12 protein-coding genes are annotated in these 12,952 nt (G+C 66.7%); 5 read left to right on the top strand and 7 right to left on the bottom strand.

Annotation, left to right across the window (positions count from 1 at the left end; translation table 11 throughout):
• Window positions 1–34: 34 nt before the first annotated feature.
• Window positions 35–979 carry a methylenetetrahydrofolate reductase [NAD(P)H] gene (gene metF, locus ASE89_RS04675; protein ID WP_056674488.1) on the bottom strand — a complete coding sequence of 315 codons (945 nt, stop codon included), beginning with the start codon at window positions 977–979 and terminating at the stop codon, window positions 35–37.
• Window positions 976–1,929, bottom strand: coding sequence for an ArsR/SmtB family transcription factor (locus ASE89_RS04670; protein ID WP_031441608.1), 954 nt, complete (start codon window positions 1,927–1,929; stop codon window positions 976–978). The genes metF and ASE89_RS04670 overlap by 4 nt, the downstream gene beginning before the upstream one ends.
• Window positions 1,930–2,136: 207 nt before the next feature.
• Between ASE89_RS04670 and ASE89_RS04665 the strand changes: the two genes are divergently transcribed.
• Together ASE89_RS04665 and ASE89_RS04660 are read left to right on the top strand one after the other, a co-directional pair.
• Window positions 2,137–2,508: a hypothetical protein gene (locus tag ASE89_RS04665; RefSeq protein ID WP_031396521.1), complete on the top strand. Its 372-nt coding sequence runs from the start codon at window positions 2,137–2,139 to the stop codon at window positions 2,506–2,508.
• Between the two features lie 334 nt (window positions 2,509–2,842).
• Complete coding sequence (locus ASE89_RS04660; RefSeq protein WP_056674484.1) at window positions 2,843–3,790, top strand: aldo/keto reductase; 948 nt, start codon at window positions 2,843–2,845, stop codon at window positions 3,788–3,790.
• Between the two features lie 38 nt (window positions 3,791–3,828).
• Here ASE89_RS04660 and ASE89_RS04655 read toward each other — a convergent pair whose 3' ends face one another.
• Window positions 3,829–4,188 (bottom strand): response regulator, encoded by a 360-nt coding sequence (locus ASE89_RS04655; RefSeq protein WP_236701615.1) that lies wholly within the window; start codon window positions 4,186–4,188, stop codon window positions 3,829–3,831.
• A gap of 199 nt (window positions 4,189–4,387) precedes the next feature.
• Window positions 4,388–5,773, bottom strand: coding sequence for a helix-turn-helix domain-containing protein (locus ASE89_RS04650; RefSeq protein WP_056674480.1), 1,386 nt, complete (start codon window positions 5,771–5,773; stop codon window positions 4,388–4,390).
• A gap of 191 nt (window positions 5,774–5,964) precedes the next feature.
• On the opposite strand from ASE89_RS04650, the gene ASE89_RS20740 reads away from it, so the two are divergent.
• Window positions 5,965–6,123: a hypothetical protein gene (locus ASE89_RS20740; RefSeq protein WP_166746134.1), complete on the top strand. Its 159-nt coding sequence runs from the start codon at window positions 5,965–5,967 to the stop codon at window positions 6,121–6,123.
• 146 nt (window positions 6,124–6,269) lie between these two features.
• Window positions 6,270–7,232 (top strand): cation diffusion facilitator family transporter, encoded by a 963-nt coding sequence (locus ASE89_RS04645; RefSeq protein WP_056674479.1) that lies wholly within the window; start codon window positions 6,270–6,272, stop codon window positions 7,230–7,232.
• Here ASE89_RS04645 and ASE89_RS04640 read toward each other — a convergent pair.
• Window positions 7,226–8,761: an aminoacyl--tRNA ligase-related protein gene (locus ASE89_RS04640; RefSeq protein WP_056675348.1), complete on the bottom strand. Its 1,536-nt coding sequence runs from the start codon at window positions 8,759–8,761 to the stop codon at window positions 7,226–7,228. The two genes, ASE89_RS04645 and ASE89_RS04640, sit on opposite strands and share 7 nt — an antisense overlap.
• A gap of 186 nt (window positions 8,762–8,947) precedes the next feature.
• Here ASE89_RS04640 and ASE89_RS04635 point away from each other — a divergent pair, with 186 nt between their 5' ends.
• A complete protein-coding gene (locus tag ASE89_RS04635) occupies window positions 8,948–9,844 on the top strand; it encodes a DMT family transporter (RefSeq protein ID WP_056674478.1) in 897 nt (298 codons plus the stop codon).
• 161 nt (window positions 9,845–10,005) lie between these two features.
• Here the strand turns inward: ASE89_RS04635 and gcvPB are convergent, their stop codons facing one another.
• A complete protein-coding gene (gene gcvPB / locus ASE89_RS04630) occupies window positions 10,006–11,586 on the bottom strand; it encodes an aminomethyl-transferring glycine dehydrogenase subunit GcvPB (RefSeq protein ID WP_056674476.1) in 1,581 nt (526 codons plus the stop codon).
• A complete protein-coding gene (gene gcvPA, locus ASE89_RS04625; protein ID WP_056674474.1) occupies window positions 11,583–12,941 on the bottom strand; it encodes an aminomethyl-transferring glycine dehydrogenase subunit GcvPA in 1,359 nt (452 codons plus the stop codon). The genes gcvPB and gcvPA overlap by 4 nt, the downstream gene beginning before the upstream one ends.
• Window positions 12,942–12,952 lie beyond the last annotated feature (11 nt).

Genomic DNA, 12,952 nt, shown 5'->3' with positions numbered 1-12,952 from the left:
CCCGGCCCCTCCCGCTTGCGGGAGGGGGGATGAATTACGCCGCGGCGACCTTTTCGCTCGGCTTCGCGCGGACGCCGAGCATGTGACAGATAGCATAGGCGAGTTCGGCGCGGTTGAGCGTGTAGAAGTGGAAATCCTTCACGCCCCCGGCATAGAGCCGCCGGCACATCTCGGCCGCGATCGTCGCCGCAACCAGCTGTCGGGCCGCCGGATGATCGTCGAGCCCCTCGAACAGCCGATCCATCCAGGCCGGAATCTCCGCCCCGCACGCGTTCGCGAATTTGCGCGTCTGCGCGACGTTCGAGACCGGGAGGATACCCGGGAGGATCTGCGCGGTGATTCCGGCTGCGGCGACCCGGTCGCGGAACCGGAAATAGGCTTCGGGCGAGAAGAAGAATTGCGTGATCGCCCGGTTCGCACCCGCGTCGAGCTTGCGCTTGAGGTTGTCGAGATCGACGTCATGCCCGCCGGATTCGGGGTGGCATTCGGGATAGGCCGCGACCGAAATCTCGAACGGATGCAACCGCGCCAGCCCGGCGACCAGCGCGGCCGCATTCTCATACCCGCCGGGATGCGCCTGATAGGGCTGACCCAGCGTCGGCATGTCGCCGCGCAGCGCGACGATGTGCCGTACGCCCGCCGCCCAATATTCCTCGGCAACCTGATCGATCTCGGCCTTGGTCGCCTCGACGCAGGTCAGGTGTGCGGCGGCGTTCATCGACGTTTCGCGCTGGATCCGCGCGACGGTCGCGTGCGTCCGCTCGCGCGTCGACCCGCCCGCGCCATAGGTCACCGACACGAAATCGGGACCGAGCGGCTCCAGCGTGCGGATCGCGTCCCACAGCTGGGCGTCCATCTTCTCGCTCTTGGGCGGGAAGAACTCGAAGCTGATCCCCACGTCGCCCGCGAGGTCGGCAAAGAGCGGTTCTTCGAGCGCACGACGCGCCTCGGCCAGTTGGGGAATAGTGATTGTCGTCATGCCGCCTTCACCTCACGCAAACTCAAGCCAATCCTGCGGCCGAGCCATAATTTCACCGTCAGCTCACCGCCCTCGAGCGTCTCGACGCGCGCGGTCTGCAAACCGGCCGCGTCGAACCAAGCCGTCATCTGATCGTCGGCAAAGCCGAGGCGCGTATGCGCATCGCTCAGCCGCAATTCCTCGCGGTCGTGGCTCGCGAAATCCGCGATCAGCAACCGCCCGCCCGGCGCCAGCACGCGGGCCGCCTCTCGGACCGCGGCGCCCGGCTGCTGCGCGAAATGAAGCACGTGATGCAGGATCGCGACGTCCGCCGCCCCGTCGTCGAGCGGCAGGGCGTACAGATCCGCCTGCCGCAATTCGGCATGCGCCATGTCGTGCAGCTTGGCGCGCGCCAGACGCAGCATCTCCGAACTGCGATCGATCCCCAGCGCCAGTCGGGCATGACCGCCGAACAGCTCGAGCATCCGGCCCGTCCCCGTGCCGATGTCGATCAGCGTACCGACCCGCGCATCGCCGAGCATCGCCGCCATCGCCGCCTCGACCTCGCTTTCGGCGACGTGCAGCGAACGGATCGCATCCCATTCGTCGGCATGCCCCTCGAACCACGCCGCCGCGCTCGCCGCCCGATCGGCGCGTACTGCAGCAAGCCGTGCCGCGTCGGCAACCGCCCAGTGATCGGGTTCTGCCTTGGCCCAGCTATCGAGAGCGGCAGCGACCGGATCGACGACATCGCTGCGCCCCACGCCGACGAATACCCAGCTACCCTCCTTGCGACGCTCCGCCAGACCGGCATCGCACAGGATCTTCACATGGCGCGACACGCGCGGCTGGCTCTGCCCGAGCACCTGCGCGAGTTCGCCAACCGACAGCTCCATGCGACGCAGAAGCGCGAGAATACGCAATCGGGTCGCATCCGCCATCGCACGGAAGATTTCGAGCGCCATCGTCATGGGAAGTCATATAAAGAATTCTTTATATGAGGTCAACGCAGGCCGTAGCGTGTCGCTGGAGTAAAGCTGGCCTCAGGGTCGGCCCGACCTCGACGGATCGGAAACGCTTGGCCGGCGTTCGAACACGCGATGAACTGGAAAGCGTCCGGCTCACAAGCGTCAGGTCCACCCGGATCGACGCCGAATTTGATGATGGGAGTGTTATTCATGAAGAAGTTTCTGATCCCCGCGCTGGTCCTGACGGCCGGCCTCGCAGCGTGCAGCAACAATGCGCAGAACGAGACCGCGGAAGCGGCGAACGCCATCGCGGCGGACGCAAGCGCGACGACCCAGAACGCGGTCGCCGATGTCGATGCCGCCAGCGATCGTGCGCTCGGCTCGGCTGAAGCGTCACTCGACAATGCCGGTGCACGCATGGACAACGCCGCTGACCGTCTCGACGCCAGCGCAGACCGCGCCGGCGAGCGCGCAGAGGCCAATGCAGACCGTGCGGGTGCTGCGATCAACAACAGCGCCGACCGCGCAGCAGACGCGACGGGTAACGCACTGACCCGCGCCGGCAACGCGATCAAGGACTGATCCTCGTCACGGATCGCCCCGCACCGCGTCGTCCGACCGCGATCCGGTCGATGGTCCTACGCTCCCGGCCTGCCTGGTCGGGACGCGGACTATCGACGGGATTCGCGTATGGCGGCCGGCTCGGGGCGGTTCTGTCTCTGGCCCTGCTGGGCGCCTGTTCCCCGACTCCGGAACAACCCGGCGCGGTCACGCGGGACGAGGCAGCGCAACTCAACGATGCCGCGACCATGCTCGACGCGAACAGCATGCGCCCCGACGGCCCACCCCCTATTGGCAACTCGACCGCTGACGGCACGACACCGTCCCCCTCCCCCTCGCAAAGCGACCAGCCCCAATGATGAATCGCCGCCTCGGCTCGACCGATCTCAAGATCGCCCCCCTCGTTCTCGGGGGGAATGTCTTCGGATGGACAGCGGACAAGACCGCCAGCTTTGCGGTCCTCGATGCATTCGTCGCGGGTGGCGGGACGATGATCGACACTGCCGACATGTATTCGTCATGGGTGGACGGCCATGAGGGTGGCGAATCCGAAACGATGATCGGTGACTGGCTGCGGACGAGCGGCAGGCGTGACGACGTGCTGATTGCGACCAAGGTCGGCATGTTGCCGGGTGAAGGTGGCGAAAAACTCCAGCCGACGCGTATCGCGGCAGCGGCCGAAGCATCGCTCAAGCGTCTCGGCACGGATCGCATCGATCTCTATTATGCGCATCAGGATGACGACACGGTGCCGCAGGAGGCTGTCCTCGAGGCCTTCGGCAAGCTCGTCGATGCCGGAAAAGTGCGCGTCATCGGCGCGTCGAACTTCCGCGCCGCACGCCTGAAATCCGCGGTGGACGCCGCAAAGACCAGTGACCTGCCGCGCTATCATGTCCTCCAGCCCGAATATAATCTCGTCAGCCGCGACAAGTTCGAAGGCGAATTGCAGGATTACTGCGTGACCGAGAATATTGGCGTTCTTCCCTATTACGGTCTCGCATCGGGCTTCCTCACCGGCAAATACCGCACGCCCGACGATCTGGGCGCAAGCGTTCGCGGCGGTGGCATGCGCGACCTCCTCGACGGAAAGGGCAAGGCAGTCCTCGAGGCAATGGATGCGGTCGTCTCTGACACGGGCGCCAGCCACGCACAGGTCGCGCTCGCGTGGCTGCTGGCACAGCCCGGGATTACCGCACCGATCGCGAGTGCGACCAGCGCGCGTCAGATCGAGGATCTTCTGCCCGCCATGACGCTTGAGCTATCTGACGAGCAGCTTTCGGCGTTGACGCTGGCGGGGGCGTGATGCGTCCCGCGCCCGGGTGACCGGGCGCGGTCTATGCCTCAGCGGAAATGGTTCACCAGATTCGAATAGTCGTAGGGTTTCTGAAAGAAGGCGACGCCGTCGGGTAGACCTGCGGCTTTGCTCGGCCGCTGGCCGGACGTGACGACGACCTGAATCTGCGGCCAGCGCCGGCGGATGATCGCGGCGAGGGCCAGCCCGTCCATCGAGCCCGGCATGTCGATATCGGTGAATACCGCCGCGACATCGTCACGCGACGTGAGAATCGCCATCGCCTCGTCCGCATCGCCTGCGACGAGCGTCGACAGTCCGGCATCCTCGATCCGCGCCGTTGCGGTGATTTGAACAAGCAGATGATCTTCGACAATCAGAACGATCCCCGCAGCGGGGCGTCTGATCAATGGCGGTGCGAACAATGGAAACCCCATACACAAATTCAGGGTCGGCTCACGATCGGCCCGCCTGAGGCAGGTCGGGACGCGTGAGGCGCGAACCCGCTATGAACGGTCGGCGGCGAATTCGGACGCATCGCCGAGGCGGATTTTCGTCGCATCACATGCGTCCTGTCGCATTCCTGGCGAATCCAGCCGTATCGGCCGTTCAGTCGCCGACGAACGTCAGGGCCGAGGTGCGACGCTCGCGTTCGTTGACGATCAACGCGCGGCCTGCGGGGGCTGCGGAACGCTGCGGGCAATCCGCGCGGAAGCATCCGCGACAGCCGATGCCGATCGGCATAGCCGCGCCCGTCAGATCGATACCGCTCGCAGCGACCAGCCCGCACGCGAGTGCCGCCTCGACCCCCAGTCCGATCGCGAACTCCGCGCGCACCGCCCCGAAGCGGCGCCCCTGCGGACGCACCGTCCGCGCCATCGTCAGCCAGCGCGCACCATCCTCCATCTCGACCAGCTGCACCACCAGGTCCCCCGGACGATCGAACGCGTGATGGAGCTGCCACAGCGGGCACCGGCCTTCCGCCTCGACCAGCGCCGCCCCGCTCGCGCCGGGATAGCGTTTCGACGCCTGGCCGGCGCGGTCGATCCGGATCATGAAGAAGGGAAGCCCCCGCGCGCCTACCCGCTGCAACGTCGTCAGCCGGTGCGCGACCTGTTCGAACCCTGCGCCGAACCGTCGCTGCAGCAGTTCGATATCGTAACCGGTCGCCTCGCAGCCGCGCAGGAACCGCGCATAGGGCATCATCACCGCCGCCGCGAAATAGCTCAGCAGATGGCGCCGATACAGCCGTTCGGCAGCGCGGTCGGTGAAGCCTGCGGCCTTGGCCAGCGCATCGATCTCCGCTTGCGCCTCGATCTGGCCGAGCTGGAACGCGACCGCGAAGGTTCGTGATGCAGGGTCGAGCACCTCGCTCAGTTGCAGCTGCCGGGCATGGAGATCGAGCCGCCGCAACGTGTCGGGCAGCACGTCGGCGGGCAGGACGCGGATCGTGATGCCATGTTTGGCGCGCAGACGCTCGGTGATCGCCCCGTAAAGGTCGCCGGCACCCAGCCTTAGCTCGTCCGCCAGCGCTTCGGCGGCGGCGTCGAGATCGGCAAAGTGATTCCGCCACCGCTCGATCTCGCGGCGCACCAGTGCGACCGGATCGTCGGATGGCGCAATAGCACCATCCCCCTCCCCCATCCGGTCGAACACGCGGGCAAAGGCCTCGGCACCACCGGGCGCGCTGGCCAGCCATTCCTCGACCTCGTTGCGGTCGATCGCCAGGTCGGCGAACATGGGGTGCGCCAGACGACGGCGGATCGCCTCCGAACCGCCGCCCGGTTCGGCCGCCGCCAGGGTCCGCGGATCGAAATCGAAGCTTTCCGCCAGTTTGATCAATAGCGTTGCGGAAATCGGCCGCTGGTTGCGCTCGACCAGATTAAGGTAGCTCGGGCTGATCGAAAGCATCTCCGCCATCGCGGCCTGGGTCAGTCCGGCCCCGCGTCGCAGCCGCCTGATCGCGTGCCCTGCCAGTAATTTGCGCTCGGCCATTCCGCCTCCCCATCCTTGTCACGATAGTTACAGAGAGACAGGGTCCGCGCAACGTCCAACGACAGCACAACCCGGCCAGGCTGCCGCTCACGCTTCCAAACCCCGCAAACCTCAGGCTTTATGATGCCATCGCCGCCCCGGTTGCTCGAGTTTGTAAACGGGGAGACACATTCGCCATGAAGGAGATGGGCATGACGACCGAACCAATGCGCGCCCGCGCCGTTTTCTCGACCGCAGATTTCGAATTGCTCAAGGAAGCGATCGGCGAATTGATCACCAAGGTTTCGGTCGACGACGTCAAATTGAGCCGCCTCAGCGCGCTGTATCACCGGCTCGGCCGGCTCGGCTGACCGCCACCGTTCGACGGGCATTTCGCCAACAGGCGCGCACGTCGGACCGAGCGATTTCCTGGGGAGGAAAAGGGCCCATTGGTGCACAGGCATTGATGGGCTTTTCCGCGTCTGGCCGACGCCGCCGTCCTCGCCTAGGAGGCGGTATGGCCGATGGAGTTCTCAACAAGATCAAGGACGATATCGTCCTTTACGGGGCGCTTGCCGCCAATCTCGGCATTGCCGTCGCAAAGTTCGTCGCCGCGGGGCTGACCGGGTCGTCGTCGATGCTGACCGAGGGTGTCCATTCGCTGGTCGACAGCGGCAATCAGATCCTGCTGCTGTACGGCCAATCGCGGGCGAAGCAGCCGGCGGATGCGGCCCACCCGTTCGGCTATGGCCGGGAGCTCTATTTCTGGGCGTTCGTCGTCGCCATCCTCATCTTCGCGGTGGGCGCGGGCGTATCGATCTATGAAGGGTATCGGCACGTACTGCGGCCCGAGCCGCTGTCCGACCCTCTCATCGCCTATATCGTTCTGGGCGTCGCGGTGCTGCTCGAGGGTACGAGCTGGACGATCGCGGTCCGGGAATTCGCCAAGTCCAAGGGGGATTCGGGCTGGTGGACCGCGATCCATCGCTCGAAGGACCCGGCAGGCTTCATCGTCCTGTTCGAGGATTCGGCGGCGCTGGCCGGGCTGCTGATCGCCGGGCTCGGCATCTGGGCCAGCCACGCCTTCGCCGACCCCCGGATCGACGGCATCGCGTCGATCCTGATCGGCCTGATCCTCGCGCTCGTCGCGGTGATCCTAGCCCGCGAATCGAAGGGGCTGCTGATCGGCGAGCGCGCAGACTCCGCCGTGATCGCTACGATCCGCGGCATCGTCGCGGCGCACCCCGGAATCGCCGCGGTGAACCATGTCCGGACGATCCACACCGCACCCGACAGCATCTTCGCCGCGATCAGCGCGGACTTCGTCGACACGCTGACGATGGGCGAAGGCGAAACGATGATCGAGGCGATGGAGCGCGAGCTTCGCGCCGCGGTGCCCATGCTCGCCTCGATCTATATCCGTCCCGAGAAGCGCGAGGACGCCGTCGTGGTTCACGACGGCGTCCCGGGGGATCAATAAGCGCGGGCGATCAGGATACGCTCGACCGCGGGCTGACCGGTGAAGATGCAGGCGCCATCGTCGCATCCGGTCTGGCCGATCGGCGCGTTGCGGATCGTCAGCTTGAGCGCCTTCAACCGCTCGACCACCGAGTCGAGCGCCGCGCCCGTCGGCTTCGCCCAGCGCACATCGACCCAGCCCGGGTTCTTCACGCCATCGGCAAAATGCGTCTCGAGCGCCGCAAAGTCGTCGATCGGCACGATGTTCGCGCGCAGCCGCTCCATCGACTCGACGTGCAACGCCCCCTGCACGTCCGCGAGCATGCCCGACACCGCTTCGACAAAGGCATCGCGCGGGGTCGCGACGCTGTCGAGCTTGCCGTCCTCGCGGTAAAGCCGGTCGCGACGGATGACCGAGACGTTGCCGCCCGCCATGTCGCGGCCGCCGACCTCGATCACGATCGGTGCGCCCTTCTTGACCCAGCCCCAGCGCTTGGTCGCCGCCTTGGCGGGTTTCAGATCGAGCAGCGCACGGACCGGCTCGCCGAGCGCGGACTGCTTGGCGAGTTCGGCCTGCAGCGACTTGCAATAGTCGACGATCGCCGCGTCGTCAGGGTTGTCGCGCAGCATCGGCACGATCACCACCTGCCACGGCGCGATCATCGGCGGCACGCGCAGCCCGTCATCGTCGCCGTGAACCATGATGACGCCGCCGATCATCCGCGTCGACACGCCCCAGCTGGTGGTGTTGGCCAGCTCGAACTCGCCGGCTGCGTTCTGGAAGCGGATGTTCTGCGCCGAGGCGAAATTGGTGCCGAGGAAATGCGACGTGCCCGCCTGGAGCGCCTTCCCGTCCTGCATCATCGCCTCGATCGAATAGGTCGCGACCGCGCCCGGGAAGCGCTCATTCTCGGGCTTCTCGCCCGCGATCACGTGGAGGCCGAGGCACTCCTCGGCGAAGTCGCGATAGACTTCGAGCATCTTGAGCGTCTCGTCGCGCGCTTCGTCGACGGTCGCGTGCGCGGTATGCCCCTCCTGCCAGAGGAACTCGCTGGTGCGCAGGAACATGCGCGTGCGCATTTCCCAGCGGACGACGTTCGCCCATTGGTTGATCAGCACGGGCAGGTCGCGCCACGACTGGACCCAGCGCGCGAATGCGGCGCCGATGACCATCTCGGACGTGGGGCGCACGACCAGCGGCTCCTCGAGCTTGGCGTCGGGATCGGGCACGAGCCGGCCATAGCCGTCGGCCTTCAGCCGGTGATGCGTGACGACCGCCATTTCCTTTGCGAACCCGTCGACATGCTCGGCCTCCTTCTCGAAATAGGAGAGCGGGATGAAGAGCGGGAAATAGCAGTTCTCATGCCCCGTCGCCTTGATCCGGTCGTCGAGCAGGCGCTGAATCCGCTCCCAGATACCATAGCCCCAGGGGCGGATGACCATGCAGCCGCGGACGCCGGATTCCTCGGCGAGATCGGCCTCGGTGATGACGGCCTGGTACCAGGCGGAGAAATCCGCCTCGCGGGTGACGGGGAGTGCGCGCTTTATCATGGCGTCGCGCTTATCGCGAACGCGGCGCTTCGTCACCCCATCCCACCGCCCCTACCCCCGTCATCCTGACGAAAGTCAGGACCCAGGGTACCACGCGTAGCGCTTCTGGCTCTGGATCCTGACTTTCGTCAGGATGACGGCGGTTTGAGGGTGGGATCGCGGGCCCGGTTTGCGTAGGTGCAGGCAATGCCCTCGGACCGCATCCTTCCCGCCATCGGCATGCGGCTGCTGTCGGTCGTGATCTTCGCGCTGATGAACACCGCGATCAAGCTGGCCGAACGCCACGGCGCGAGCGTGTCGGAGATCCTGTTCTTCCGCCAGTTCGGCGCGTGCCTGCTGGTGTCGGCCGTCATCACCGCCGGACCCGGCCTGCCCTCGATCGCGACGAAGCGCCTCCCCGCGCACATCATTCGCGCGGTCGTCGGGCTGTCGGCGATGGCGTTCACCTTCAACGGGATCGTCGCGCTGCCGCTCGCGGAGGCGACGACGATCGGCTTCACCGTGCCTATCTTCGCGACGATCCTCGGGGCGCTGGTGCTGCGCGAGCCGACCGGCTGGCATCGCTGGGGCGCAGTGGCGGCGGGGTTTGCCGGCGTGCTGATCGTCGCGCAGCCCGGAAGCGGCGATCATTTCCCGTTATGGGGCGCGGGCTGTGCGCTGGCGGGCGCGTTCGGGACGGCGAGCGTGTCGATCCTGCTCCGGCAGATCGGCAAGACCGAGAGCGCGCTGACGACGGTGTTCTGGTTCTCCGCGCTGTCGCTGGTGCCGCTGTCGGTGATCTACGCGCGGGCGGCGGAGGCTCATGATCTCGTGACCTGGGCCTGCCTTGCGAGCGTCGGAATCTTCGGGGGCCTCGCGCAGATCGCGATGACGACCTCGTTGCGGCTCGGGCCGGTGTCGGTGGTGGTCCCGATGGATTATTCGAGCCTGTTATGGGCGACATTGCTCGGCTGGCTGGTGTTCGACACGCTGCCTGCCGAGGCGACCTGGTTCGGCGCACCGGTCATCGTCGCGAGCGGACTGTACATCGTCTGGCGCGAACATGTCCGCCGCCAGGACGAAACCGACCGCGCGATCGCCTGACGGACCTCATCTCCGTCATCCTGACGAAAGTCAGGACCCAGAGCCACAAACGGTAGCGCTCGGTTACCCTGGGTCCTGACTTTCGTCAGGACGACGGAGCGCGTAGGGCGCGCTCCGTCTCCGCCATGCTTCGGGAAGCCGGGGTGTCGCTGGCTCGGGGCCTACTCCGCCGCCTGCGCAAGCGGTGCGGGATCCTTCCAGACCAGCACGGGCTTGCGCGCCGCGAGCGTCTCGTCGAGGCGCGCGCGGGGGGCGAAGTGCGGGGCGGTCTTGAGGCTGGGGTCGCCCGCCTTGGCGCGTTCGGCGACCGATCGCAGCGCGGCGATGAACTGGTCGAGCGCCGCCTTCGATTCGGTCTCGGTCGGCTCGACCAGCATCGCGCCGTGGACGACGAGCGGGAAGTACATCGTCATCGGGTGGAAGCCCTCGTCGATCAGCCCCTTGGCGACGTCGATCGTCGAGAAGCCCTCGGCGAGCCCCGAGTCGGAGAACAGCGCCTCGTGCATGCACGGACCCGATGGGCCGAACGGCGCGTCGAGCGTGTCGTCGAGGCTGCGCAGGATGTAGTTCGCGTTGAGCACCGCATCTTCCGACACCTGGCGCAGGCCGTCGGCGCCGTGGCTGAGGATATAGGTCAGCGCGCGCGTGAACATGCCCATCTGGCCGTGGAACGCGACCATGCGGCCGAAGCTGCCGGCGTGATGCTCGCCCGCGGTTTCCTCCTCGACAAGGACGAAGGTCTCGCCCTGCTTTTCGACGAAGGGCAGCGGGGCGTAGGGCGTGAGCGCCGCCGAGAACACCACCGGACCCGAGCCCGGGCCGCCGCCGCCATGCGGGGTCGAGAAGGTCTTGTGCAGGTTGATGTGCATCGCGTCGATGCCGAGATCGCCCGGCCGGACGCGGCCGACGATAGCGTTGAAGTTCGCGCCGTCGCAATAGACGAAGCCGCCCGCCGCATGCACTGCGTCCGAAATCTCGCGCATGTCGCGCTCGAACAGCCCGCAGGTGTTGGGGTTGGTGATCATCACGCCCGCGACGTCGGGGCCGAGCCGAGCCTTCAGCGCTTCGGTGTCGACACGGCCCTCTGCGGTGGCGGGGATATCCTCGACGCCATAGCCCGCGAATGCCGCGGTGGCGGGGTTGGTGCCGTGCGCGCTCTCGGGGACGAGGATGACCTTGCGGTGCCCTTCACCCTTGGCTTCGAGCGCGGCGCGGATCGCGAGAATCCCGCAGAGTTCGCCGTGCGCGCCGGCCTTCGGACTCATCGCGACGCTGGTCATGCCGGTGAGCGTAACGAGCCAGTGCGCGAGCTGGTGGATGACCTCGAGCGCGCCCTGCACGGTGTCGACCGGCTGGAGCGGGTGGACGTCGGAGAATCCGGGCAACCGCGCCATCTTCTCGTTGAGGCGCGGGTTGTGCTTCATCGTGCAACTGCCGAGCGGGAAGAAGCCGAGATCAATGCCGTAATTCTGGCGCGACAGGCGCGTGTAATGGCGGACGGTCTCGGGTTCCGAAAGACCGGGGAGGCCGATCGGGGCCTTGCGTGCCAGCGGGCCGAGCTTGCTGGTCGTCGCACGTGCGGGCGCGGTCGCGAAGTCGACGCCGGTAGTGTGGCTGTCGCCGATCTCGAAGATCAGCGCTTCCTCGAGCATCAGCGCCTTGTTGCCGGTGACGCTGGCGGGGACGTTGCCCTTGCCCTGCTCGGGCGCGGTCGGGCGCCAGCCGCTCTGGTTGATGCTCATGCCAGTATCTCCTGGAGTGCGGACGCAAGCGTTTCGACGTCCTCCGCGGTGGTCGTTTCGGTCACGGCGACGACGAGGCCGTTCGCAAGCTCGTCCTTGCCCGGATAGAGACGCCCGAGCGAGACGCCCGCAAGGATGCCGCGATCGGCGAGCGTGCGGACGACGGGGCGCGCCTCGACGGGCAGCTTCAACGTGAATTCGTTGAAGAAGCTGTCGTTGATCAGTTCGACGCCGGGGATCTGCGACAGGCGCTCGGCCGCGGCCACGGCGCCGGCATGGTTCACCTCGGCCAGCTGGCGCAGACCCGCTTCGCCGAGCAGCGTCATGTGGATCGAGAAGGCCAGCGCGCAGAGCCCCGAGTTGGTGCAGATGTTCGACGTCGCCTTTTCCCGGCGGATATGCTGCTCGCGCGTCGACAGAGTCAGCACGAAGCCGCGTCGGCCATCGGCGTCGACGGTTTCGCCACAGAGCCGGCCGGGCATCTGGCGGACATATTTGTCCTTGCAGCCGAACAGGCCGACATAGGGCCCGCCGAACTGGAGGCCGACGCCGAGCGACTGCCCCTCGCCGACGACGATGTCCGCGTCCATCTCGCCGGGCGAGGTGATCGCGCCGAGCGCGACGGGCTCGGTGACGACCGCGATCAGCAACGCCTTCTTGGCGTGGCACGCATCCGCGAGCGGACGCAGATCGGCGATGCGGCCGAGAATGTCGGGATACTGGACGACCACGCACGACGTGTCGTCGTCGATCTTCGCGATCAGCCGGTCGAGGTCCATTTCGGGCACCAGCCGCGGGTCGGTCGTGTCAAGCACGTCGCCGGTGAACCTGGCCATCGTGTTCGACACCGACACGTAATGCGGGTGCAGCCCCGCCGACAGGATCGCCTTGCCGCGCTTGGTGATGCGACGCGCCATCACGATCGCTTCCCAGCACGCGGTCGAGCCGTCGTACATCGACGCGTTGGCGACGTCGGTGCCGAGCAGACGCGCGACCTGCGTCTGGAACTCGAACAGCATCTGCAGCGTGCCCTGCGCGATCTCGGGCTGGTAGGGCGTGTAGGCGGTCAGGAACTCGCCGCGCTGAATCAGGTGATCGACGCTGGCGGGAACGTGATGCTTGTACGCGCCGCAGCCGAGGAAGAACGGGGCTTCCCCTGCGGTCAGGTTCTTCTTGGCGAGCGCCGACATGTGGCGTTCGACCGCCATTTCGGAGGCATGCATCGGCAGGTCGCGGACGGGGCCGTCGAGGCGAGCGGCCTCGGGCACGTCAACGAACAGGTCGTCGATCGTCGCGGCACCGATAACGGCGAGCATCGCCTCGCGGTCGGGCTGGGTCAGGGGAAGGTAGCGCATGGAACTCTCCT

The sequence above is a fragment of the Sphingomonas sp. Leaf30 genome, assembly GCF_001422525.1.
Lineage (GTDB): Bacteria > Pseudomonadota > Alphaproteobacteria > Sphingomonadales > Sphingomonadaceae > Sphingomonas > Sphingomonas aerolata.
Note: the sequence above shows the minus strand (reverse complement) of the source record. Positions and strands in the feature narration are given on the sequence as shown.